General features: G+C 47.6%; 22 protein-coding genes. 11 read left to right on the top strand and 11 right to left on the bottom strand.

Features of this window, described 5'->3' with window-relative positions; translation table 11 throughout:
- Positions 1-63 precede the first annotated feature (63 nt).
- On the top strand, positions 64-2,778 hold the full coding sequence (locus tag F0P94_RS04255) for a PAS domain-containing protein (protein WP_150902574.1): 2,715 nt from the start codon (positions 64-66) through the stop codon (positions 2,776-2,778).
- A complete protein-coding gene (locus F0P94_RS04250; protein WP_150902573.1) occupies positions 2,775-3,224 on the top strand; it encodes a response regulator in 450 nt (149 codons plus the stop codon). The genes F0P94_RS04255 and F0P94_RS04250 overlap by 4 nt, the downstream gene beginning before the upstream one ends.
- A 610-nt stretch (positions 3,225-3,834) precedes the next feature.
- Here the strand turns inward: F0P94_RS04250 and F0P94_RS04245 are convergent.
- From F0P94_RS04245 to acs, 4 genes are all read right to left on the bottom strand, one after another.
- Positions 3,835-4,464: a peroxiredoxin gene (locus F0P94_RS04245; RefSeq protein WP_150902572.1), complete on the bottom strand. Its 630-nt coding sequence runs from the start codon at positions 4,462-4,464 to the stop codon at positions 3,835-3,837.
- A 172-nt stretch (positions 4,465-4,636) separates the two neighbouring features.
- Positions 4,637-4,873, bottom strand: a complete 237-nt coding sequence (locus tag F0P94_RS19835; protein WP_262714323.1) for a Fic family protein — start codon at positions 4,871-4,873, stop codon at positions 4,637-4,639.
- Positions 4,874-4,890: 17 nt separating this feature from the next.
- Entirely contained in the window at positions 4,891-5,613 is a 723-nt protein-coding gene (locus tag F0P94_RS04240; protein WP_225307116.1) for a virulence RhuM family protein, read from the bottom strand.
- Between the two features lie 28 nt (positions 5,614-5,641).
- On the bottom strand, positions 5,642-7,561 hold the full coding sequence (acs, locus tag F0P94_RS04235; protein WP_150902571.1) for an acetate--CoA ligase: 1,920 nt from the start codon (positions 7,559-7,561) through the stop codon (positions 5,642-5,644).
- A gap of 272 nt (positions 7,562-7,833) precedes the next feature.
- Between acs and F0P94_RS04230 the strand changes: the two genes are divergently transcribed.
- Positions 7,834-8,211, top strand: a complete 378-nt coding sequence (locus tag F0P94_RS04230; RefSeq protein ID WP_150902570.1) for a VOC family protein — start codon at positions 7,834-7,836, stop codon at positions 8,209-8,211.
- A gap of 425 nt (positions 8,212-8,636) precedes the next feature.
- Here F0P94_RS04230 and F0P94_RS04225 read toward each other — a convergent pair whose 3' ends face one another.
- The 3 genes from F0P94_RS04225 to F0P94_RS04215 all read right to left on the bottom strand — a co-directional run bounded on the left by F0P94_RS04225 (position 8,637) and on the right by F0P94_RS04215 (position 11,552).
- Positions 8,637-9,410: an enoyl-CoA hydratase-related protein gene (locus F0P94_RS04225; protein ID WP_150902569.1), complete on the bottom strand. Its 774-nt coding sequence runs from the start codon at positions 9,408-9,410 to the stop codon at positions 8,637-8,639.
- 153 nt (positions 9,411-9,563) lie between these two features.
- Positions 9,564-10,115 (bottom strand): GNAT family N-acetyltransferase, encoded by a 552-nt coding sequence (locus tag F0P94_RS04220; protein ID WP_150902568.1) that lies wholly within the window; start codon positions 10,113-10,115, stop codon positions 9,564-9,566.
- Between the two features lie 174 nt (positions 10,116-10,289).
- A complete protein-coding gene (locus F0P94_RS04215) occupies positions 10,290-11,552 on the bottom strand; it encodes an aspartate kinase (RefSeq protein ID WP_150902567.1) in 1,263 nt (420 codons plus the stop codon).
- Positions 11,553-11,668: 116 nt separating this feature from the next.
- On the opposite strand from F0P94_RS04215, the gene fbp reads away from it, so the two are divergent.
- A complete protein-coding gene (gene fbp / locus F0P94_RS04210) occupies positions 11,669-12,685 on the top strand; it encodes a class 1 fructose-bisphosphatase (RefSeq protein WP_150902566.1) in 1,017 nt (338 codons plus the stop codon).
- 203 nt (positions 12,686-12,888) lie between these two features.
- Here fbp and F0P94_RS04205 read toward each other — a convergent pair whose 3' ends face one another.
- Positions 12,889-13,191 (bottom strand): hypothetical protein, encoded by a 303-nt coding sequence (locus tag F0P94_RS04205; protein WP_150902565.1) that lies wholly within the window; start codon positions 13,189-13,191, stop codon positions 12,889-12,891.
- Positions 13,192-13,200: 9 nt separating this feature from the next.
- Here F0P94_RS04205 and F0P94_RS04200 point away from each other — a divergent pair, with 9 nt between their 5' ends.
- Positions 13,201-13,791, top strand: coding sequence for a porin family protein (locus F0P94_RS04200; protein WP_150902564.1), 591 nt, complete (start codon positions 13,201-13,203; stop codon positions 13,789-13,791).
- 270 nt (positions 13,792-14,061) lie between these two features.
- Here the strand turns inward: F0P94_RS04200 and F0P94_RS04195 are convergent, their stop codons facing one another.
- The 3 genes from F0P94_RS04195 to yihA all read right to left on the bottom strand — a co-directional run bounded on the left by F0P94_RS04195 (position 14,062) and on the right by yihA (position 15,840).
- Positions 14,062-14,589, bottom strand: coding sequence for a DUF5606 family protein (locus tag F0P94_RS04195; RefSeq protein ID WP_150902563.1), 528 nt, complete (start codon positions 14,587-14,589; stop codon positions 14,062-14,064).
- Between the two features lie 99 nt (positions 14,590-14,688).
- A complete protein-coding gene (locus F0P94_RS04190; protein ID WP_150902562.1) occupies positions 14,689-15,171 on the bottom strand; it encodes an energy transducer TonB in 483 nt (160 codons plus the stop codon).
- A gap of 66 nt (positions 15,172-15,237) precedes the next feature.
- The gene (yihA, locus tag F0P94_RS04185; protein ID WP_150902561.1) at positions 15,238-15,840 is read right to left on the bottom strand and encodes a ribosome biogenesis GTP-binding protein YihA/YsxC; all 603 of its coding nucleotides are present in this window, start codon (positions 15,838-15,840) and stop codon (positions 15,238-15,240) included.
- 202 nt (positions 15,841-16,042) lie between these two features.
- Between yihA and F0P94_RS04180 the strand changes: the two genes are divergently transcribed.
- The 6 genes from F0P94_RS04180 to F0P94_RS04155 all read left to right on the top strand — a co-directional run bounded on the left by F0P94_RS04180 (position 16,043) and on the right by F0P94_RS04155 (position 24,973).
- Positions 16,043-18,025: an OmpA family protein gene (locus F0P94_RS04180; RefSeq protein ID WP_150902560.1), complete on the top strand. Its 1,983-nt coding sequence runs from the start codon at positions 16,043-16,045 to the stop codon at positions 18,023-18,025.
- 461 nt (positions 18,026-18,486) lie between these two features.
- Positions 18,487-20,718, top strand: coding sequence for an OmpA family protein (locus F0P94_RS04175; protein ID WP_225307115.1), 2,232 nt, complete (start codon positions 18,487-18,489; stop codon positions 20,716-20,718).
- A gap of 126 nt (positions 20,719-20,844) precedes the next feature.
- Complete coding sequence (gene ubiE, locus F0P94_RS04170; RefSeq protein WP_150902559.1) at positions 20,845-21,567, top strand: bifunctional demethylmenaquinone methyltransferase/2-methoxy-6-polyprenyl-1,4-benzoquinol methylase UbiE; 723 nt, start codon at positions 20,845-20,847, stop codon at positions 21,565-21,567.
- Positions 21,540-22,265, top strand: a complete 726-nt coding sequence (gene porT / locus F0P94_RS04165; RefSeq protein WP_191906910.1) for a type IX secretion/gliding motility protein PorT/SprT — start codon at positions 21,540-21,542, stop codon at positions 22,263-22,265. The genes ubiE and porT overlap by 28 nt, the downstream gene beginning before the upstream one ends.
- Before the next feature lie 9 nt (positions 22,266-22,274).
- Complete coding sequence (locus F0P94_RS04160) at positions 22,275-23,027, top strand: SDR family NAD(P)-dependent oxidoreductase (RefSeq protein WP_150902557.1); 753 nt, start codon at positions 22,275-22,277, stop codon at positions 23,025-23,027.
- Between the two features lie 2 nt (positions 23,028-23,029).
- Entirely contained in the window at positions 23,030-24,973 is a 1,944-nt protein-coding gene (locus F0P94_RS04155; RefSeq protein ID WP_150902556.1) for a tetratricopeptide repeat protein, read from the top strand.
- Positions 24,974-25,055: the final 82 nt, after the last annotated feature.

The following is a 25,055-nucleotide window of genomic DNA, read 5'->3' as shown; positions in this document are numbered from 1 at the left end:
CGCAATTCCGGGTTTAAACGTAATTTGGGTAAATTGTCCCGTTTTAAATAACCTTGCCTTTCCATGACGGAATCTTCTGTTGCCAGGTCTTTCGATCTTGAGTTTATTTTACATGCCATTCCCGGCGAATACCTTATTCTGGATACCAGCCTTATTATTCAAAATGCCTCCGACGATTATCTGGCCGCCACCGGCACCCGGCGTCAGGATATCGTGGGCAAATACGTCTTCGATATTTTTCCGGATAATCCGGAATTGCCGGAAAGAAAGCAGGTTGGGCCATTAAAAGAGTCGATGCAGCAGGTGATCCAAAGCAAAAAAGCGAACCGGATCAGCTGCCTGCGTTACGATATTCCTGGTGCTAACGGTGCTTTTGAACAGCGGTTCTGGGATATAGTGGATACGCCTATCTTTACGAACGAAAAGGAAGTTGCTGGCCTGATTCATCATACTACCGAGGTCACCAAACAGGTGTTGGAGCGCGAGGAAGCCCAGCGCAACGAAGAACTGATCCGGGTGGTAACCCAAAGCGTGAACGATGTGGTGTGGGACTGGGACCTGAAAACCGACGAGATCTGGTGGAGCCCCGGGTTCAATATGAATTTCGGTTATCCTCTCCAGGAAATAGAACCTACCGTAGATTCCTGGTTTACGCACATTCACCCGGAAGACTTGGAACGGGTGAAAGCCAGTATTCATAAAGCCATCGATACCGGTGAAACTAACTGGGCGGAAGTATATCGTTTCCGGTTAAAAGACGGGCATTATGCCGATATTCTGGACCGGGCCGGCGTTTTGCGCGACAGCAGCGGCAAGGCTTACCGCGTGGTGGGCGCCATGATCGATATTTCCCGCGATAAAAAAGCCGAAAAAGAAGCCCGGGAAAGTGAAGCCCGGTTGCGGAGCGTAATGGAAAGCATGCCCCAAATGGCCTGGGCTGCCATGCCCGACGGAACCGTGCATTATTACAACCAGCAGTGGCCCAAATACCTCGGAATTTCCCTGGAAGAAATTTACGAAAAAGGCTGGACGGCTTTTATGCATCCGGCTGACCTGGAGAAAACCGTAACGAACTGGGAGCATTGCCTGAAAACGGGCGAAGACGTGGAAATAGAACACCGGTATTTAAAAGCGCCGGAAAATGAATACAAATGGTTCCTGACCCGCGGCGTAGCCAACCGCAACCCCGAAGGCGAAATTATCGGCTGGACGGGCACCTGCACCAATATCGACGATCAGAAAAAAATTACCCAGAAACTACAGGAACAGGAAGAAAAGGTACACCGCATTTTAAGCCAGGCGCCCGCGCACTTCTGTTTAATTAAAGGCGAAGAACAGATCATCGACTTTGCTTCGCCGGGTATTCAGAGTTTGTTCGGGAACCGGAATTGCGTAGGCATTCCCCTGAGTGAAGCCTGGCCGGAAATTGCCGCGCAAGGCCTCACCGAACAGATGCGCCAGGTTTATACCACCGGCCGGCCGCAATATTTCTGGGAAAACCAGGTAATGGTAGACCGCGAAAATAACGGCGAGTTGTCCGAAGGTTATTTCGATTTCACCTACCAGCCTTTCCGCGATTTTAACGGCAAAATAGAAGGCGTGCTGATCCTGGCCACCGAAGTTACCGAACAGGTACTGGCCAAACGGGCGGCGTTTCAGTTATCGGAAGAATTACTGGAGGAAAAAGAGCGTTTCCAGTTCCTGGCCGATTCTATTGCGCAATTGGTATGGGTAACGGACGAAAAAGGCTTCCACAATTACTTTAACCAGCGCTGGATCCATTATACCGGCTACGACGTGGAAGCCAGCAAGGGAACCGAAATGTGGAACAACCTGCTGCACCCCGACGACCGCGAACGGTCTTTCAACCGGTGGCAGCACTCCCTGGAAACCGGCGAATTTTACGAAATAGAGTACCGTTTCAAAGGCAAGGATGGCATTTACCGCTGGTTTTTGGGCCAGGCACAACCCCGTCGCAATGCCGACGGCGACATTACCCAGTGGTTTGGCACCTGCACCGATATCGAGGAGCAAAAGCAATGGCAGGAAGAGCTGATTAAAACGAACGAAGACCTGAAAAAAGCCAACGCCGACCTCGATAGCTTTGTGTACACCGCTTCGCACGACCTGAAACTTCCGATCATCAGCATGTCGCGCATTTTTACGGAATTAACCAAATCGGCTACTTTTGCTGCCCCGGATGCCGAAGAGCTGATGGGCATGTTCCATAGATCCCTTACCCAGATAAACAGCACCATTCAGGACCTTGCCGACATTGTAAAAGTGCAGAAGAATGCCGAACAGAACCTGGAATTTGTGGACCTGGCCAAAGTAACCGAAGAAGTTAAACTCAGCATTCAGGACATGATCAAGGAATCGGATGCGCAAATTACCACCGATTTTAAGCCCGCGCCGGAAGTTTATTTTTCCCATGTAAACCTGAAAAGCGTGATCTATAACCTGATGAGCAATGCCCTGAAATACCGGTCTTCGGAGCGGAAGCCGGAAGTGCATTTTAAATCGGAGATAAAGAATAACTGTATAGTAATAACCGTGCAGGATAACGGATTAGGTATTAACTTAGCCCGGCATAAGGAAAAATTATTCCAGATGTTCAAGCGCTTCCACAACCACGTTCCCGGTTCCGGCATCGGTTTATACATTGTAAACCGGTTGGTGCAGAACCAGGGCGGCGCCATAGAACTGGAAAGTGAAGTAAACCAGGGAACTACCTTCCGGATTTCGCTCCCGCATAAAGTAAAAAATCCAACCGCATGAGAAAATTACTGCCCTTAAAAACCATCCTGCTGGTAGACGACGACGATACGACCAACTACCTGAACCAGCGCTTACTCGAAAGCCTGAATGCCGCCGAAAAGATCGTGGTCCTGAAAGACGGCGAACAGGCAATCGACTACCTGATCAAAGCCTGCCAGGCCGGAAACGAGGAAGCCTACCCGTGCCCGGACCTCATGTTCCTGGATATTAAAATGCCGGTAATGGATGGGTTCGAATTCCTGGAAGCGTATAAAGAAGTTAAAGCCAAATTCGACAAGGAAATCATTATCCTGATGCTTACGTCTTCGGCCAGTTTCTACGACCTGGAAAAATTAAAGCAGTACCCGGATGTGAAGAAACATTACTCCAAATCGCTTACCGAAGTAGATGTAAAAGACCTGGTGCAGGAATATTTCCCAACGCACATTATGCGAGTGGAAGAGTGAGTTCGATTTTTCGAATTTTCGTAGGTTCGTAGTTCGTATGTTCGAATTTAATTCCGACTGTTCGATTGTTTGATATTCGATTGTTCGACTTTTTAAAGGGGAAATGTTAACGCTTTTTATAGTAGAAACCGCTGCAGTTTTGTGGCGGTTTTTCAGTTTCGTACGGTAGCGTTTTTCTACCATTGGAGCCCGCCATCCGCCGTTGTTGGAGTTTTCACTATAACCGTATGGCTAAGATAATTTGCCTGTAGAGACGTAATATATTACGTCTCCATTCAGGGTACAAAAGGTGGTAATTAATGCAAGCGTCAGCTACAAATCGGGTTCAAGCCGTTGCATATTTGTCGCAATGCTGTGAAAGACGTAATATATTACGTCTCTACAGGTCTCCGGAAATTAGCCTGACTACCTGGATGAAAACACCACCAACGGCAGGAGGGAAATTCAACCTATCAATAAAAACAAAAAACCGCTACAAAACTGCAGCGGTTTTTTGTTAAAAACAGTACCGTTTCCCGGTAAAAAAGTCGAACAATCGAATATCGAATATTCGATCAATCGAAATTAAAGTCGAACAATCGAACAATCGAAAATTCGAACAATCTAAAACTTAGTGACGGGACAGGTAGCTGGAAACGCCTTCGCGGGTTGCCTGCATCGCTTCTTTGCCTTCTTCCCAGTTCGCCGGGCAAACTTCGCCTTTTTCTTCGAAGTACTGCAGGGCAGTTACCATACGCAGCGCCTCATCGATAGAACGGCCCAGTGGCAGGTCGTTTACTACCTGGTGACGCACGATGCCTTCTTTGTCGATCAGGAACAGGCCGCGGTAAGCAACCGGAGCACCGGTAAATTCCATCTGGCCTTCGTCGTTGTAGTGGTATTCGCCGGCTAAAACGTCGTAGTTCGTAGCAATGGTTTTAGAAGCATCGGCTACTAACGGGTAGTTCACGCCTTCGATGCCGCCTTTGTCGCGCGGGGTGCTTAACCAGGCGAAGTGCGAGAAATGCGTATCGGTAGAGCAACCTACTACGGCTACGTTTTTCGCATCAAATTCCTTCATACGGTCCTGAAACGCGATGATCTCGGTAGGGCATACGAAAGTAAAGTCCATTGGGTAGAAATAGAAAAGTACGTGTTTCTTGCCCAGGTATTGATCTAAAGAGAAGTTCTCTACGAATTCACCGTCTACAACGGCAGTCGCTTTAAAATGAGGAGCTCTTTTTCCTACTAATACAGCCATATTATTTTAGTTATGAGTTAAAATTATGCGTTAAGTGTTTTCAGAATGCGTTGGTACGCATGCCGAATAAGTTTGATACAAAGCTACGCCGGAAGAGTGGGAAAGGCAAGTTTTGGGGGGATAAACTACCAGCAATAAAAACTTTTGCAATAGATAAGAAAGCAAAATACTTTCACTCATTTTTAGCATTTATAAGGTTAACTACAACTTTAGTCATTAAGTCCTTTTCTTCCGGTTTGCTTTCAGCTATCATGAGGGTTAAAGCTACTAAGGCATTATCAGCAATTTTTTTCGTTCTGTCTTTCTTATAAAGGTAACTGTTCTTTTCCAGGTACCACAAAAAAAGCCAGGCACCAATTCTTTTGTTTCCATCGCTGAATGAATGATTCTTAACGATAAAATATAACAAATTGGCGGCCTTTTCTTCTATACTTGGATAAAGGCTAAACCATCGAAAGTCTGGTCGATAACGGCAATTGAGCTTTTAAAAGAGTCGTCTTTTTCATTCCCAAATAACGAGGAACCGCCAAACTTTTGCTTTAATTGCTCAATTGCTTTTTTTGCTTCCTGATAACTGATTTTATAGGAAACTTTGGAATTTGTGTTGTCCGTTGTAAGTCGTTGATGGTCATAGTCATCCAATATATCTAATGCAAGCGCATAATCTGATAATACATCGATTAATCCTTTTGTTTCCTGGTTTTTCGTTGCTATTTGTTCGGAAGTGCGATTTACTAATTGGATGGTTTTCTTTAGTTCATCAAGCTTTCTTTGATTTAAAGAATATCCCTGAATGAGGTGTTCCTTTAATACGTTAGTTGACCAGATTCTAAATTGTGTTCCCCTTTTAGAATTTACACGATATCCAACAGAAATAATCAGGTCTAAATTATAAACCTTTATTTGTCGTTTAATTTCCCGGCTGCCTTCCTTTTGAACTTGTGCAAATTTTGCACAAGTTGCGTTTTCCTGTAACTCACCAGATTTATAAATGTTGCTGATATGTCTGCCAATGGATGTTCTATCCGTTTGAAAAAGCTCTGACAATTGATATTGATCAAGCCATAGAGTGCCGTTTTCAAGGCGAACCTGTATCTCCGGGCGCCCTTCAGTCGATTTGTAAATTAGTATTTCTCCCGATGAATGCATTTATATCTAAGTATCCCCTATTTTTCCGTTAAACCTTCTCTCTCCCTTTCAACTTCAAAGCCCCCGCCTTAATTTCCTCCACCACTTCCGGATCCAGCAACGTCGAAGTATCGCCTAAATTTCCGGTTTCGCCTTCGGCAATTTTCCTTAGAATACGGCGCATAATTTTGCCGGAGCGGGTTTTGGGCAGGCCGGTTACTACCTGGATCTTTTCCGGGCGCGCAATCGGGCCGATAATCTTATTCACGCTTTGGTTTATTTCGGCTATCAGTTGCGTTTCATTTTCGGGATGATGCTCACATATCACGTAGGCGTAAATGGCCTGTCCTTTAATGTCGTGCGGATAACCTACCACAGCGCTTTCTATTACGTTCGGGTGTTCGTCTATGGCATTCTCAATTTCGGCAGTGCCAAAGCGGTGCCCGGAAACGTTTATGACATCGTCTACGCGGCCCATGATACGGTAATAACCCTCCTTGTCGCGTTTGCAGCCGTCGCCGGTAAAGTAAAGGTTGGGGTAAGTGGCAAAGTAATTCTGGCGGCAGCGCTCGTGGTCGCCCCACGTGGTGCGGAACATGCCCGGCCACGGGAATTTGAGGCACAGGTTGCCTTCCACACCATTGCCTTCTATTATTTTGCCTTCGTTATCTACTAAAACGGGCTGCACGCCCGGCAGGGGCAGCATGGCGTAACCTGGCTTGGTGGGCGTAATTCCGGCCAGCGGCGAAATAAGAATGCCGCCGTTTTCGGTTTGCCACCAGGTATCTACAATGGGGCAGCGTTTGCGGCCTACGTGTTCATCGTACCAATGCCAGGCTTCTTCGTTTATCGGTTCGCCCACGGAGCCTAATACCCGCAGGCTTTTCATCTCAAATTTTTCCGGAATCTCCGGACCGAATGCTTCCAGCGACCGGATAGCCGTTGGGGATGTGTAGAAAATATTCACGCCGTATTTCTCGATAACTTCCCAGTAACGGCCGGCGTCCGGGTAAGTAGGCACCCCTTCAAACATGAGCGTGGTGGCACCGGCAAGCAACGGACCATACACAATGTAAGAGTGGCCGGTAATCCAGCCAATATCGGCGGTGCACCAGTAAATTTCGCCTTGCTGGTACTGGAAAACATTGCGGAACGTGTAATCGGTATAAACCATGTAACCGCCGGTGGTGTGCACCACGCCTTTCGGTTTGCCGGTAGAGCCTGAGGTATAAAGAATGAAGAGCGGATGCTCGGCGTCTACTGTAACGGCTTCGTTATCGGAATCTACTTCGTTCAGTTCGTCGTGCCACCAAAGGTCGCGGCCTTCGGTCATGGAAACTTCGGTGCCGGTACGCCGCAGAACCAATACTTTTTCAATGGTTGGCGTTTGCGTTAAGGCTTCGTCGGCAATTTCTTTTATGGGCGATGTTTTGGCTCCGCGGTACGAAGCATCGGCGGTAAGCAGCATTTTACAACCACTGTCGTTTATTCTATCGGCTAAGGCTTGGGCGGAAAAACCGCCAAAAACCACGGAATGAATTGCGCCGATGCGCGCGCAGGCCAATAATGCAATGGCCAGTTCGGGCACCATGGGCAGGTAAATGCAAACGCGGTCGCCTTTGGTAACGCCGTTTCGCAAAAGGACATTCGCCAGTTGGCAAACCTTGATGTGCAACTCGATGTACGACAATACAATGTTGCTTTCGTCCGGATCGTTGGGCTCCCAGATAATGGCCGGCTGGTCGCCGCGTTCTTCCAGGTGCCGGTCCAGCACGTTTTCGGTAATGTTCAGTTGGCCGCCCTTAAACCACTCCACTTTCGGTTCCCGGAAATTCCAGTTCAGCACTTCGTCCCACTTTTTGCGCCAGGTAAATTTTTCGGCAATGCCGGCCCAGAAAGCTTCCGGGTTTTCTACGCTATACTGATACTGTTTCTGATATTCGTCGAAAGAAGTGATGTCTGGTTGCATGGTCAAATTTGAAGAGTTGGAGATTTGAAGATCTGAAAACGCTAAGGGAAAGGCCTGAAAAAGTAAGGCCTACTCTAAAAATCGTTTCCGGATTTGAAATTTAACAAGTTTTCGGGAAAAAGGTAAGGTACTCCGCATATTTTTTCTGCAGCGCATTGGCCCGCTTGCAGAACATGAAATAAGAAATGTTTAAACGAAGGGAAATGTTTGCCGGTTGTTCCGGAAAAATGCTATCTTGCTGAAGCAAAAAACCTAAACCGATAAATAAAATTATGAAAACCAATTACATTAACTGGTTCGAAATTCCGGTTTCCGACATGGACCGCGCCTCTAAATTCTACAACACCGTTTTCGGCATCGAAGTACAAACCATGCCTTACGGCGAAGACCAGGAAATGGGCATTTTTGCGCACAGCCAGGATACGGGTGTAGCCGGCGCGCTGGTAAAAGGTCAGGGCTACGAGCCATCTGCTAAAGGCCCTCTACTGTACCTGAACGGCGGCGAAGACCTTTCGAACGCCTTAGCCAAAGTAGAAGCCGCAGGAGGTAGCGTGGTGATGGAAAAATTCCAGATCTCTCCGGAAAACGGTTACATGGCTATCTTCATCGATACCGAAGGCAACAAACTTGCCATGCATTCTATGAATTAATTTTCCTTTATTTGAAGATTTGGAGATTTGAAAATTTGAAGATGTTTTGATCACCAACAAAAAAGCCGCTGAAGTTAATTCAGCGGCTTTTTTGTTGGTGTACCTATGACCCCTCCTAAATCCTCCCCTAAAAACAGGGGAGGACTTTGATCGGGAATGTGTAAGGTTAAGTAAAGTATTACTGGCGCAAGTGTTAAGCCGGAGGCGTCACTTGGGCTTAAAGAACAAGTGGAAGTCTCCGGACTTCCGAATTTTGAATAGAAAACACTTACTTTCCCGGATTACGTCAGTCTGGAGATTGGTTTCTGCCTTTTAAGCCCAAGTGACGCCTCCGGCTTAACACTTGCGCCAAGAAAAAGAATGCAGATGAAAATTTGCGAAGAAAAAACTCCCTCCCCTGTTTTTAGGGGAGGGTTGGGGTGGGGTTACTTCCCCGTAAACTGCGGTGCGCGTTTCTCTACGAAAGCATTCATGCCTTCTTTCTGGTCTTCGGAAGCAAAACACATGTAGAAATTTTTGCGCTCGAAATACAAGCCTTCATCCAAGCCGGTTTCAAACGAACGGTTTACGCTTTCCTTGGCCAGTTTCACGGCTACCGGGCTCATTTTGGCAATTTCACCGGCTAGTTTCAGCGCTTCATCTAAGTACAATTCTACCGGTACCACGCGGTTTACCAAACCATGTTTTTCGGCTTCTTCGGCCGAAATAAATTTGCCGGTCAGTACCATTTCCATGGCTTTGGCTTTGCCTAACGCTTTGGTTAAACGCTGGGTGCCACCCGCGCCGGGCATTACGCCAATTTTAATTTCCGGCTGACCAAATTGTGCGGTTTCCGAAGCAATGATCATGTCGCAGGTCATGGCCAGTTCGCAACCGCCGCCTAAGGCAAAACCGGATACCGCGGCAATGATCGGCTTCTTAGTTTTCTTGATCTGATCCCAGGTAGAGAACTGGTCGATGTTGAACATATCGATGGCGGTTTTGCCGGCCATTTGCTTGATGTCGGCGCCGGCGGCAAAAGCGCGTTCGTTGCCGGTCAGTACAATGGCGCGCACGCTGTCATCATCGTCGAGTTGCTTTAGCGCGTCGCGTAATTCGCCCATCAGTTGCAGGTTCAGGGCATTGAGTTCTTTCGGACGGTTCAACTCGATGAGGGCAATGTATTCGCGGTGGTTTGGGGTAACTTTTATGAATTCCATTTATTTAGATGTTAGATGCTGGATATTAGATGCTGGACTTTTGGCTTGAAATGATAGCGTTTGGGAGTGAAGTTTGAGGATAAAAGTAGAAAGAGTTTCTTACAATAGCTTTTAAATTTCCGCATTTCTGGAAGTGGCTGAATCCTGATCGTTTCAATACGCCAGACCGGTAGGATTTGCCAGCCAGTCTTCTTTTTTGATCCGGTAGATATAATTTAGTTTCGGCAGTTCTCCGAAATAGGCAATTTCCTGTTCACCGATCTTTTCAGCGCCTAAACGGCCAATTGCTATCTGGGAACGGGTGTTCACGGCTCCGATATGGAAGTAAACCCGGGAAACAAACCGGAAAAGGTAATTTAGCAGTACCGCTTTTACCGAGGTGTTTATGCCTTTCCCCCAGAATTCTCTGCCCAGGAACGTGTAACCGATCAGAATACTCTTGTCTTGCTCGTTGTAATCGTACACGCGGGTGCTGCCGGCAATTTTACCGGTAGCTTTGTCGGTTATTTTAAAGGCGCCTTTGCTTTGAAGCGCTCCATCAAAAAAGGTCCGGAAAACGTCCTGCTTCCACCGGTCTTTATTGGGATGTTGCTCCCAGATCTTAGGGTCAGACGCTACGGCATACAACGAATCAAAATCCACCTCTGCTAAGGGCGTAAGGCTCACCTTGTCATTTTCCAGTTTCGGTTGCAGATCAAATACCATTTTGCGGTTTGTTTTTTTTGAATAGAGCCAGAATAATTAAACGCTAATAAAACAAGAAAATTAGGTATAAGCTTGATGTAAAGCAATTCTATCAATGCACCAATCAACAATCAACAATTAACAATCAACAATCAACAATTAACAATCAACAATTAACAATCAACAATTTAACAATTAAGCCCTGCAGGCAAACTGGTACGTATTCCGCGTCCGTTGCTCGAGCAGAATTTCTTTGCCGGCGGTTAAATTCCGGATGCTTTCCGAATCGTAGTTTTTAATGGTGAAAAGTTGCAGGGAAATGTTGTACTGGATCTGGAATTGGTCGCGCAAGGTTTCTATGAGCTTTTCCAGCCGGGTAGGGTCGTAATCGGTGCAGATGGAAAAGGAGATGGCGGAGTTCTGCATCAGGTTTATTTTAATGCGGAGCTCGGAAAGTACGTGGAAAATGGTGCTTAAATTCTGCTCCGAAATAAAGGAAAAATCTTTCACGCCAAAGGAAATTAAACATTGGTTCTGCTTCAGAATAAAGGCCGGCGCCAGTTTTTCGTGCGGACAAATACCGATTCTCGTGCCTTCGCTTTCCGGATCCAGGAACGATTTTACGAACAGCGGAATCTGCCGGTCGGCGAGCGGTTTAATGGTTTTGGGGTGAATCACTGAAGCACCGTAGTACGCCATCTCGATGGTTTCCTGGTAAGAGATTTGCGGGTAACGCACCGTATTCGGAAAAATCTTCGGATCGGCGTTCAGTAAACCGGCTACGTCTTTCCAGATGGTCATTTTTTCGGCGCGCAAACAATAGGCAAAAATGGCCGCGCTGTAATCCGAACCTTCGCGGCCCAGCGTGGTGGTTTGTCCGTTGGAAGTGCCACCGATAAAGCCCTGGGTTACGATGATGTTGCCATTACTCAGCATTTCCGGCAGGTCGCGCTGGATCAGTTTTTCGGTCCAGGTCCAGTCTACTTTGCCTTCGCGCCAGGTACTGTCGGTCTGGATGTATTTGCGGCAATCGAGCCAGACGGCCGGCAGGTTTTCGGTTTTCAGGTAATGGTGAAGCAGGGTAGAGGCCAGCAGTTCGCCGAAGGAAATGATCTGGTCGTATTGCTGGTCGAATTTATCGGGAACCAGGTTTTGGAGCTGTTCCTGCAGGTTGGCAAACAAAAGTTCGAGGTGCTGGAAAACCCGGTTTTCGTTCTGAGAAAACAATTCGGAAGCCACCGAAAAATGGTAGTCTTTTAACTTTAAAAGGTCTTCTTCGTATATAAGGTTTCCGTGAGCTTTGCTGAAGATGGTTTCGAGGGCGTTGGTAGTTTTCCCGATGGCGGAGACCACAATTAATAATTCCCCCGGAACGCTATAGTTCTGAACAATAAACCGAACGTTCCGAAATGCTGCCGCATCCTTAACCGAAGCGCCGCCGAACTTAAAAATCTGCATGTTCACTCAATTTATCCGGCTGTAAATGTAGATAACTTGGTTATATCGGACAAATTAATATATTTTTGTGTCATCATTCACCTTCACATAACAAACCCATACAACCCATAAAAACCATGGACTCTAAGTTAGCGCTTCCTGTTGGAACGACCCTCGACCGTTTTATTATGCGCAAAGAGAAAGATTTTCCGTATGCCACCGGCGAACTTTCCCAATTGCTCCGCGACATTGCCCTTGCTTCCAAAATCGTGAACCGGGAAATTAACCGGGCCGGCCTTTTGGATATTGCAGGTGCTTATGGTAACCAGAACGTGCAGGGCGAAGAGCAGCAGAAGCTCGATGTAATTGCCAATATCCGCTTTATCCGGGCGTTCCGTAACGGGGGCGAGGTTTGCACCATTATTTCAGAAGAAGATGAAGATATTATCCAGACCGGTAACCCGCACGGCAAATACATCGTGGCCATGGACCCGCTCGACGGTTCTTCCAACATCGACGTGAACGTTTCTATCGGTACCATTTTTTCTATTTACCGCCGCAAGACCAGCCAGGGCTGCGATGGCGACCTGACCGACTGCTTACAGCGCGGCGTGGAACAGGTAGCGGCTGGTTACGTGATTTATGGTTCTTCTACCATGCTGGTGTATACTACCGGCAACGGTGTGAATGGCTTTACCTACGAGCCATCGCTGGGAGAATACTTCCTGAGCCACCCGGATATCAAAACACCGAAAACCGGTAAAACCTACTCTATTAACGAAGGCAGCTACAACTCTTTCCCGCAAGGCATTAAAGATTATGTAGAGTACTGCAAAAGCAACGAATATTCGGCCCGTTACATCGGTTCTTTGGTAGCAGATTTCCACCGGAACCTGCTGAAAGGCGGCGTTTATATTTACCCTTCTACCCTCAAAGCGCCAAACGGCAAGCTGCGTTTAATGTACGAGTGTAACTCCCTGGCTTTCATTATCGAACAGGCCGGCGGTAAAGCCACCGATGGCGTTAACCGCATTATGGAACTGGAGCCAACCTCGCTGCACCAGCGTTGCCCACTGGTAATCGGTTCGCCGGAAATGGTAGACAAGGTTACCGAAATGCTGAAAAAATCGGAAGCTGCGCTGGTACAGGCGTAATTGTTTTCCTGGAGATATAATCTTAAAAGCCGCAACCGTATCATAACAGTTGCGGCTTTTTTATGCCCGAAAGGTAGATTTAAAAAGTTAATTGAAGCTCTTCGTCCAGGATCAAAGATCGAAAGCAAAACACACTGGGTGTCAATTTAAATCAACAGGAAAAGTAAGGAGTATGAAAGTAACAGGAACAGCAACAAAAAAAATCAGCTGGAATACCTCCTTCGGAACTCCAGTTTCTGTTTTTCCCGGGCTAATACCAGTGCTGCAATATTGCCGGCGGCCTGCCGCGAGTCTTCCGCCAGCAAAGCCTGCCGGAACTTGTTTTCATCCACATCGAGCCGGTATAGTACGGAAAGTAATTTTTGAGTATTATTGTTGAGCAAATGGGCAATGGCCAGGCTTAGAATTTCCAGGAATTCGCTTTCGGGTATGATCCGGCGGCGGAGCTTCAGTTCAAAGTTCCGGTTCACGGTTTCCACTACTGCTTTATCGAGATTATCTTCCAAACCAGTGCTATGAAAAAATGTTTATGTTTGTTTACGTTCTTTAGTTTTTTCCTGTTCAAACCTACCGTTTACGCCCAGCAGATCCGCAACGCCATTGTGATCGGCGCCAGCGCTTCGCAAATAGACGGCGACCGCCAGGGCGGGTTCGATAAAGCCGGCCTTGTTTTCGGGGGAAGCTCCAATTTCAAAATTAACGAAAAATTCAGTTTTCAGCCCGAAATATTGTTTCTGCAGAAAGGCAGCAAATCCGATACCGTAGAATATGGCGATCCGAATGCGTTTTATAAATGGCGCCTCAATTACGTTTCGGTTCCCTTGCTGCTTAACTACAAAATTCAGCCGAAGTTTACCTTGCAGGCCGGGCTTGCTGCCGATTACCTGTTAAGCGCCAAAGTGGATGTTGGTGTCGGCTTTGAAGACCGGACCGAAGATCTGCAGAAGTTCGATCTCAATTATATGGGCGGGGTTGAATACCGTATCTGGGATAATTTTGCTGCCAATGCGCGTTACCAGTATTCCGTAAAATGGCTCGACGACCTGCACTTTAAGAACAGCAACGTGGTGGTAACGCTCCGGTTTTATTTAGGCGGCGGGGAATAAAACCGACTTTTAGGCCTTAAGCCATACCATTTAATACCTGAGGTTTCGCAAGTTTATTAAAGTCCTCCTTTGGAGGGGGTAGGGGGAGGACAGGAGATTTATCTGAAAAATATTTTGATCAAATAATGGAAATCCTCCCCCTCCCCCCTCCAAAGGGGGACTTTTCTCCTGCTTGCATAAGGTCAGCTATCAATCCAAACCTCACAGGTTTCTGAAACCTGTGAGGTTTTTTCCCCCATAAACGCTACCGTTTTAAACAAAAAAGTCTGCTTATTCAGCAGACTTTTTTGTTTTCTTTGGTTTGGCTTCACCTTCCGGGGCTTCCGCTTTTTCGGCTTTGGCTTTTTTGGCTGGTTTGGCTTCTTCCTGAGCAGGTTCAGCTTCTTTTGCCTCTGGAGTTGCTTTGGTAAAAGGTAAGTTTTTGCTTACAATACCATACCAGGCTGCCAGTTTTTTAATGTCCGACATGTAAACCCGTTCCCGGTCGTAATCCGGCAGCACTGCTTCCATAAAAGCGGCAAGTTCCTGGTTCGAAGATTTTCCGTTTACCGGAACGTTGTCGCCGTACTTGGCCCGGATGTTATCGAATACCTCGGAAAGGGGAGCTGTAACTTCCGGATCGTTGGTGTAAATGGAAATTTCGTGCAGCAGGGAAATGCGGTGCTTGGCCTGGGCGGCTGAACGTACCGGATTTTCGGCAAGGGTTTCAATAATAACGCCGCTGCGCGTTGGGCTTACAATGCGGTATAAACCGGGCATTCCGGAAATAGAAGCAATTTCTCTTAAATCGACAGGCATAGTTTAAATGTGGAAATTTGAAAATGTGGAAATTTGAAAATTGTAAACTGAAAATCAGCCTTACAGAAAATTCAAATCTTTAACTTTGAGTTTACGAAACTAGAGTTTGAAGTTAACCGGAATGCTGGACTGCACGCTGTAACCCGGGGCTTTGAACTTCAGCAGCTTTACCACGCGCAAAGCTTCTTCGCCGCAACCGCCGCCAATGTTCTTCAGGATCTTCATGTTGGTAGTGGTACCGTCTTCGTTCAGGGTAACGGAAACAATGCACTGGCCCTGAATACGGTTCCGTTTTGCCATGGGTGGGTATTGTACGTTGGCGTTAATGAACTCGTACATGGCTGCCTGGCCGCCTTCGTAGTACTGGGCTACCGGAATCGCTTTGTCAGCGGCTTTTCCACCGGCTTTGTCCTGACCGGGAGCAATAGGCTCCGGCGATTTCTGGGGCGCCGCTTCGGCAGGAGTTTCGGTAGTGGTGGTCTCCGTTTTGGTTTTTACTTTGGTTTTGGCATCGGACTGTGCGGAAGCACTGAAGGCGAAAAACGCCAGGCCGGCAGCTGCAAGGAAAAATTTAACTTTCATAATAAATTGCTTTTTAAGATAAAATGAGTTCCGGAGGAATCCCAATTTTAATGCCAATTTAATATTTTATTCGCTTAGTTGGTTGTTTGTTTGCTCTATAAAGTCAAGAATTTCGTCGCGTCCGGCTTTTTCGGCCGAAGAGGTCCGGAACATCATCGGCAGTTCGTCCCAGGTTTCGCGCATTTTACGGCCAAAGGCAGCCATGCTCTGGTCGGTTTTTACCGAAGATTGCTTATCGGTTTTGGTAAATACAAGCACGAACGGAACTTCCATGGTACCCAGCATTTCAATAAATTCCAGGTCGGCATTCTGGGGCTCGTGGCGCGAATCGATGAGCACGAACACGCAAACCAGGTTTTTCCGCCGGCCCAGATACGCTTTAATCATTTTGCCCCACTTCTCCCGCGAGTCCTTGCTTACTTTGGCCCAGCCGTAACCCGGTAAATCTACCAGGTACCAGGATTCATTGATCAGGAAATGGTTGATGAGCTGGGTTTTACCCGGAAAAGAAGACGTTTTAGCCAGTTTGTTCCGGTTGGTGAGCATGTTGATGAGTGACGATTTGCCGACGTTGGAACGGCCGATGAAAGCGTATTCCGGCAGTTCGGTTTCGGGGCATTTATCAACTTGCGTATTGCTGGCAATAAACCGGGCGTCTTTTATAATCATCTTCAGAAATAGTATTCCAGCATCAAACTTAAAAAAAAACGGCCGGCTTTGCTATATTTATATAGAATAAGGCGGGGCCGCCCTGGAACTTTAATCGGGATTTAATTTTTTACAGGTAGTAATAACAATATCGCTTTTATTTTAACATATTTGCGAACAGGCAATAGTAAAACCAGCAGTTCGTTTCAGTTATGTGATTTTTATGATGAGTTTCAGGGTACTTTTTATAGCTTTTTTTCTAACGTTCTGGCTGAACCAGCCCGGTTTGGCGCAAGACCAGAAAAAGGCATTGAAGTCCGCCGACAAAGCATTTTTCAATAATGATTATAAAACGGCACTTCCTCTTTACGAAAAGGCCCTGAAAGCCCAGCCCAACAATTTGCGCATAAACGGCCGCCTGGGGCTAATTTACCTGGAACTGCAGCAACCCGATAAAGCCATTCCTTTTCTGCAGAAGGCAACAAGCCAACCGTTCAAATCCAAAACCGATTACGCCCTGAGCCTGGCCCGCGCTTATCACCTGAACAACAACTTTGAAGAAGCCATTGCCCAATACCAGGTAGTCCTGAATAAAACCAGCCGCAAAGACGAAGAGCAGCGCATGGAACTGCAGAAACGGATAACCGAATGTCGTTCCGGGAAAGAGCTGACGGCTGCCGCCGCGGTGGCGGAAGTTAAAAACGTTGGTGCGCCGGTAAATTCGCCGGCTGCCGACCTGGCCCCGCTTTTAACCAATAACGGCAATACGCTGATCTTTACTTCGCGCCATACCGGCACGCCGGGTAAAAAAGGAGTAACCGAAGATATTTATTTCTCCGACCTGAAAGAAGAAAAGTGGATCTCGCCCGTAGCCTTCGGAAAGCCGGTAAACACGCCCGACCACGATGCTGCCACCAGTATTTCACCCGACGGCAATACCCTTTATTTGTACCGCGAAGAAAATGGTGGCGATATTTATGCAATTAAACGGACTGGAAATAACTCCTGGGGCAAGCCCGTTCCTTTACCCGAACCTATCAATTCCCGCGATTTCGAACCTTCCCTCTTTATTACCCCCGACGGGCAGTTTGCTTTTTTTTCCAGCGACCGGCCCGATGGTTTTGGCGGCCTGGACCTGTACCTGACCATGAAACAGCCCGACGGCAGCTGGAGCGAAGCCATGAACCTGGGCGCCAACGTAAACACCGAATACGACGAAGACGCTCCTTTTATTGCCGCTGACGGCGTTACGCTTTATTTCAGTTCCCGCGGCCACAACAGCATGGGTGGCTACGATATTTTCCGATCCTCTTCCGAAGGCGCGGCCTGGAGCATTGCCGAAAATTTGGGCTGGCCGGTGAACACTCCTTACGACGATATTTATTTTGTACCTACTCCCAACGGTCACCAAGGCTATTTCTGCTCCGACCGGATCGGTGGTTTAGGCGACAAAGATATTTACCTGGCCACTTTCCGCACCGCTACTGCTACCGATTCCTTAATTGCGGAAGCCGAAGTGCAGCCGGTTATCCCGGAACCGGTAATTGCTTCGGGCCCGGTATCGGAAAGTGGCGCAAAACCAGTACTTAAAGTAAAGCTTTCCGGCCGCGTGCAGGATGCAGCTTCCGGAGTGCCCCTTACAGCCCAGTTGGTTTTAATTGAAAAAGGCAAAGCCGGAAGCCCGCTTAAACTGACTGCCGATACCCTGGGGGCTTTTGAGCTGGAGCTGAAGAAGAACGTGGCTTACAGCCTCCTGGTGCAGAAAGAAGGGTATTTTTACGAGAACTCCGACCTGAAAATTTCGGATGCTTATAAACCCGATACGCTCTCTAAAGCTATTGCATTAAAGAAAATTCAGGCTGGCGCGGCTATTGTGTTGCGCAACATCTTCTTCGAATACGGCAAAGACCTGCTTACCAAAAGCTCCCGCACCGAACTCGACCGGTTATTTGGCCTGATGCAGGAAAATCCGGGTATGCGGGTAGAAATTTCGGGCCATACCGACAATAAAGGCAAAGCCGTTTACAACGAAGCCCTTTCTCTGAAACGCGCCCGCGCCGTAGTGAATTACCTGGTTAAGAAAGGCGTGGCCAAAACCCGCATGGTAGCCGTAGGTTACGGTGCCCGCAAACCTATTGCCTCGAACCGCTTTGAAGACGGCCGGAAACAGAACCGGCGCACCGAATTCAAGGTATTGCAGCAATAATTGTTTTTCTTTTAGATTTTTTTGGCCCATAAGGCGTAAGTATATGGTATAAACTATATATTTGCGCCTTATGTTTTTTATTTCGCGCTGAATTCAGTTTTTTTAGCCAATTCAGTACGGTTTCTAAAGTCCTGAGACTGAATCGGTAGCTTTTGATCGACAGGAAATTTAGCGGTGATAACCAAAAAATAGTAACCTAAACCGGCTTAAAGGAGTAACGTAGGCAAATATGTTTTCAATTAGCTTTAGTGCCCCAGGCTTCTGTTTCTATTTTAAACCACCCCGGTTTTTACGGGCCTCTCACCAATTCTTTTAATTTTTTTTGCGGACAAGGATAGGATTTTCAAATATATTATAACCAATATGTAGTAATACCAGTATAGTAGTTAGCAAAGAATCCGAGTGAATTTTACCAATCAATACCCATATAACTATAAGCACCTTATTTAACTATTTTAAACATGGATAATGCAGTCAGAATGTTGAAAAAGACTACTTTCCTCTTTATGCTGGCATTTTTTGCCGCATCCGCCACCATGGCGCAAAGCGTCAGAAAGCTGATGAAGGAAGGCAATAAGTTTTTTGAAAACGAGAACTACCGGGCGGCCATACCTTTTTACGAAAAAGTTTTAGCCAAAGAACCGGATAACGAAACCGCGCTTTTCCGGGCCGGGGTAAGCTACCTGGCTTTCGACAAGGAAAAGGCCAGCGATTACATTTACAGAGCACAGAAGCTGAAGCCGAAAGTGTCGAAAGACGTGGAGTACTGGCTGGGCCGGGTAGACCACATCAACTACCGCTTCGACGATGCCATTAACCACTACAAGGCTTACGACGCCACGCTGAAAAAGAAATCGGACAGCCGCAAAGCCGAGGTAGCCATGCTCATTCAGCAGAGCCGCAACGCCAAAGAACTCTTCAATAAACAGAAAGACGTTTATGTAAAGAACCTGGGGCCAACCATCAATACCCAATATTCGGAGCATAGCCCGGTTATTTCCTCCGACGACAATTACCTGCTCTTTACTTCCCGCGGGGAAAACGTGACCGGTGGTAAAGCAGCCGCCGATGGCGAGTACTTCGAGGATATTTTTGAAACCCGCCGGATCGGGCCGGATGAGTGGGAACAGCCGCATTCTTTGAGCAGCGCCCTGAATGGTAAAGGCCACGATGCTTCCATTCAGCTTTTCGATAACGACACCAAGTTGCTGATGTACCGCCAGGATGAGAACGGCGATATTTTCTTCTCCGAAAAAGTGGAAGGCAACTGGACCCAGCCGAAAAAACTGAACAGCAACATCAACACCAAGGCTTTTGAAAGCGACGCTTACATTACGCCGGACGGCAAAACGCTGTTCTTCTCTACCAGCCACTATTCCGAGAACGGCGACCTGGATATTTACTATTCAACCCGCGAAGCCGGTGGCGACTGGGGCAAACCGAAATCGATGGGCGCTCCGATCAATACCAAGTACGACGACGATAGCCCTTATTTATCGAAAGACGGAAAAACCATGTATTTCTCTTCCCGCGGCCACAATACCATGGGTGGTTACGACATCTTCATGACGAAATACGATTCGGTAGCCCGTAAATGGAGCAAGCCGGAAAATATGGGTTACCCGATCAACACGCCGGACGATGATACTTACTACCGTTTGAGCCCGGATGGCAGCTACGCGTATCTTTCTTCTTACCGCATTGGCGGCTACGGCGAAAAAGATATCTGGACCATTAACTACATCCGCAACGTAACCATTAAAGGCCATGTTTACTCTATGCGCGACAGCTCGGTAATTCCGGGTGTGGAACTGGTTTTCAACAGTACTTCCGCCGATAAAAAGGCCATCAGCTACCGCGATATTACCAAGCCTGACTCTGGAAATTATAGCGTGAATGTGCTTTCCGGCCGTAAGTATTCGGTAGTGGTAAGCAAAGACGGTAAGAATATTACGACCGAAGAATTTGATGTTCCGGTAGTAACCAACGATACTACTACCATCGTGAAGGATTTTTACGTGCCTTACGAAGATTCTTCTATGATTGCCCGGGCCATCAAGTTCAAGAACATTTACTACGATACCGACAAGTATAACCTTCGTCCGGAATCGGTTCGGGAACTGGATAACATTGCTTCCATAATGAAAGCCAACCCGCAAATGACCATCTCCATTGAAGGCCATTGCGATAGCCGCGCCACCGACGAATACAACATGGTATTAGGTGAGAACCGCGCCAAGTCTGCCTACAACTACCTGCGTAAAAAAGGCATTGCTGCCGGCCGCATGGTAACGGTAAGCTACGGCGAAAGACGCCCGGTTGCCCCGAACGATTCTCCGGAGAATATGCAGCTTAACCGCCGCGACGAATTCCGGGTAATTAACCAGCCAAGCGCCATGGGCGGCGGCGCCAGAAACCGTACCGGCGGCACTACCGGTGGTACTGGCACGGGCACCAAAACTACAGGTACCGGAACCCAGCAGAACATTCGTCCGGCTTCCGGCACCATGGAAAACGGTGAAATGAAAGTGAAAACCTCGAAAAAAGGCGAAACCAAGATCAAGATCGAAAACGGTAAAAACGAAACCAAGATCGAGATCGAGCCGGACGGCGAAATAAAAACCAAAGGCAAAGTAAAAGCCGGCGAAGATTCTAAAGTTAAGACCAAAACGGAGGTTGAACCGAAAAAATAAGCGGTAAGCAAAACCGAAACCCCGAAAACGGGCTGAGCTAAAAGTTCAGCCCGTTTTTTTTACAACATATTTTAGCTTTTATAGTTAAGGGAATAGTATTTTTGTGGTTCAAGCATATTTCAGCCCATGGCGGTAGTCCCTTATAAAGACGCATCTGGCAGTAAAAAAAGCCAGGTAGCGCAAATGTTTAACAGTATTGCCGGTAAATACGATTTCCTGAACCATTTCCTGAGCGCCGGTATCGATATTTACTGGCGGAAAAAGGCTATCGGTCTGCTCCAAAAAAGTAAGCCGGCCCGTATTCTGGATATTGCCACCGGCACCGGCGATCTGGCCATTGAGGCCTTAAAAGTAAACCCGGAAAAAGTTACCGGCATCGATATATCGGAAGGTATGCTGGCCGTAGGGCGGGAAAAAATTCAGAAAAAAGGCCTGGCTCATAAGATCGAGCTTTTTAGCGGCGATTCGGAAAATTTGCAGTTCGAGGCCAATAGCTTCGAGGCCGTAACGGCTGCCTTTGGCGTGCGTAATTTTGAGAACCTTGAAAAAGGACTTTCCGAGATGTTCCGTGTACTAAAACCGGGGGGCAGAATCGTTATACTGGAGTTCTCGAAGCCGACGGCTTTCCCGATGAAACAAGCGTATAATTTCTATTTTAAAAACATTCTGCCGGTTTTCGGAAAAGTAATTTCCAAAGACCAGGCTGCGTACACTTACCTGCCCGAATCGGTTCAGGCTTTTCCGGACGGCAAGGACTTCCTGAAGATCCTGGATAAGGTTGGGTTTAAGAATACGCAATGGCAGCCACTTACATTTGGAATATGTTCTATTTACACCGCTATAAAGTAGTTTTCAGTTTACTTCTTTTTTTATTGTTGCAGGGAACGGCATTTGCCCAGAAATCGGAAAAGATCAACGGAAAGAACCTGCCCAATTACGACAGCAAGAAAATGCATTACGGGTTTTACCTGGGTGCAGCCGCTACGCGTTTTAACGTAGAGCATTCGGCGGAGTATGTAGCGCAGTTGCAAACCGATACGGCCCAGGCAGCTAACCCGAAATCTACCCCGGCCTTTACACTTGGTTTTGTGATCAGCCGGCAACTGGGCGATTATTTCAACATTCGCTTTTTACCGGGTGTAAGTTTTAATACCCGCAACATCGAGTTTTCCCGCCTGGACGGTACGGAGGCCAAAGACCAGGAAGTGGCCAGCACCACGGTGCACCTGCCTTTCCTGGTGAAATATGCCGCCAAGCGCCGCAAGAACAGCCGCATGTATTTTGTGGCCGGCGTTACGCCCATGATCGATATGGGCGGCAGCAAACGCAGCGAACGTATCGACAACAAACTGCGGGTAGATAAAAATAATTTTCAGATCGAATACGGCGCGGGCATAGACCTGTTTTATCCGTTCTTTAAGTTTGCGCCCGAACTCCGGGTTGCGCATGGCGTGCCGAATATCCTGATCGCCGATAATAACCGTTACAGCCGGAGTTTTCAGAAACTTTCTACCACCTCCGTTACGCTTTACCTGTTCTTTGAATAAGCTTTTTTCATGAATAACCGTACCGTTTTTATTACCGGCGCTACTTCGGGCATTGGCCGCGCTACTGCTTTGCTTTTAGGGAAAAATGGCTTCCGGATAATTGCCGCCGGTCGCCGCACCGAACGCTTTGAAGAATTAAAGCAGGAATTGCCGGAAGGGCAGGTGTATACCCTCGAATTTGACGTACGCGATAAAGTTGCGGTAAAAGAAGCCATTCAGAGCCTCCCGGAGGAATGGAAAGCGATCGATATTCTGGTGAACAATGCCGGCAATGCCCACGGGTTAAGCGCCATTCAGGACGGCGATACCGACGATTGGGACATGATGATCGATATTAATGTGAAGGGTTTGCTGTACGTGAGCCGGGAAATTATTCCGGGCATGATCACGCGCAAAAGCGGCCGCATCATCAACATCGGTTCTATAGCCGGCAAAGAAGTTTACCCGAACGGAAATGTGTATTGCGCTTCTAAATTTGCGGTAGATGCTATTTCCCAGGCCATGCGCATCGATCTGAACCGGGAAGGCATTCTGGTTTCGGAAATTAATCCGGGCATGGTGGAAACCGAATTTTCGGAAGTGCGCTTTAAAGGCGACAAAGAGCGGGCAGCGGCCACGTATAAAGGCATCGAGGTTTTAAAAGCCGAAGACATTGCCGATATTATTTTGTTTGTAGTAACGCGTCCGGCGCACGTAAACCTGGCCGACATTGTTGTGTTCCCGGCAGCCCAGGCCAGCGCCGCCATTAATTTCCGGAAATAAACATGAAGGCTGGGCTGAAGTGGAGTTCCAGGCAGTGGGCGGTTTTACTAACGGTGATCCTGTTTTTTTCGGCCTGTATTTTTATTGGCTGTTCGCAAAACGATAGCAAAAGCGAAGAAAAAACGGCTGCCGCGCAATCGCCTTACTTAAACCACAGTCCGGAGGTGCATTACACCGGCATGAAAAGCTGTGTGAGCTGCCACCAGGATATTTACCAGTCCTACCTCGAAACCGGCAAAGGGCGTTCTTTTCATGTTCCTTCGCGCGACAATATTATCGAGAATTTCGAGGCCAAACCGGTTTACGATAAATTCTCCGATCTTAGTTACCGTGCTTTCTGGCGTGGCCCGGATATGTACATCGCCGAATTCCGGTTGCAGGGGCGCGATACGGTACACTACCGGGCTGAAAAAGTGGATTACGTAATTGGTTCCGGCAACCAGACGCGCACCTACCTTTACGAAATAAACGGCTACTTTTATGAAATGCCCCTTACCTGGTACGTGGGCAAAAAGATCTGGGACCTGAGTCCGGGTTATGAAAACGGCCACAATACGGGCTTCAACCGCACCATCGGGCAGCAATGCATGGAATGCCACAATTCCGGCAGCCAGTTCGTAGCAAACTCGGTTAACAAATTCACCACGGTAGGGTTGGGCATCAGTTGCGAAAAATGCCACGGCCCCGGCGAAGCCCACGTGAAGCTGATGCAGGCCGGTTCGAAAGAAAGCATCAAAAACAGCATCGACTACAGTATTGTGAACCCCAGAAACCTACCGGTGCAGCTGCAGTTCGATGTATGCCGCCAGTGCCACCTGGAAGGGATAACGGTACCCAAACCAAATAAGAACCTGGTAGATTTCCGGCCGGGAATGCCCCTGGCCAGTTTTGCCGAAGTGTTTATTCCGGTTGCCAGCATGAATACGCCGGAATTCGGTTTTGCTTCGCACGCCGAGCGTTTGCAGCAAAGCCCCTGCTTTATTGGTTCGGGCGAAAAGCTCACCTGCAATACCTGCCACGATCCGCACAAAGCCCTGAAAGGAAATTCGTTGCTGTTCTACGATGAGAAATGCCAGGGCTGCCACGAACCCAAAAAACTGATCGATCCGCACAAGAACGTAAAGCTGGAGGGCAAAAACTGCGTAACCTGCCACATGCCTAAATCCGGCACCACCGACATCCCGCACGTATCGAGCACCGATCATTTTATCCGGAAGAAGCCCGAAACCCAACCGATAACCGTTTCCAAAAACAAGCTGGTTTCGTTTAAGAGCTTCACTTCCAACGAAAACCTGACTGATTCGGACCGGAGCCATATCCTGGCCAATATGCTTTATTTCGAGCAGCAGGAACAAAACCCGGAATACCTGGCGCGGATCGTGCAGTTCCAGAAGAACCTTGATCTGGACGACCAGATAAAACTGGCTTACCTGCAACAAACAACTCCGCAACCGGAATGGCATAATCTTACCCCGGACCAGATCTCCAACCCGTACACAGCATTTTACCTTTCCCAGCTATTTAAGAACGAGCCGCAAAAGGCTATAAGCTTTGCCCAAAAAAGTACGCAACTGGCGCCAGCCAACTTAGATTTCCGGATGCAGCTGGCCGAGCTTTACGACAATTTTGAGCAAAAACAACTGGCCGAAGAAAACTACCAGCAGGTCTTGCAGATGCAACCCCTGTACAAACGCGCTTTGCTGAACCTCGGTTTCCTGTACATGCAGAACGGCGATTACCAACAGGCCATGGCCTTAACCAACAAAGCCATTCTTTCCGACCCCAACTACATCCGCGCCTACGAAAACCGCATCAACCTGCTGCTGCAAACCGGAAACTTCCAGCAAGGCCTCAGCGAACTAAACAACCTCATCCGCAAATTCCCCCAAAACAGTACCTACAAAGAGCTGAAAAGCAGGGTAGAGGAAGCTATGAATAATGGTTAATGAATAATGGTTAATGATTAATAATCCTTCTGAAATTACATTTTTTCGGAAACTTTGGATCGTCAGAAGATTTATTCCGAGC

Origin of the sequence: Adhaeribacter soli, assembly GCF_008727925.1 — a bacterium.
GTDB lineage: Bacteria > Bacteroidota > Bacteroidia > Cytophagales > Hymenobacteraceae > Adhaeribacter_A > Adhaeribacter_A soli.
The sequence above is the reverse complement of the archived record's forward strand: the minus strand, read 5'-3'. Positions and strand labels throughout refer to the sequence as shown.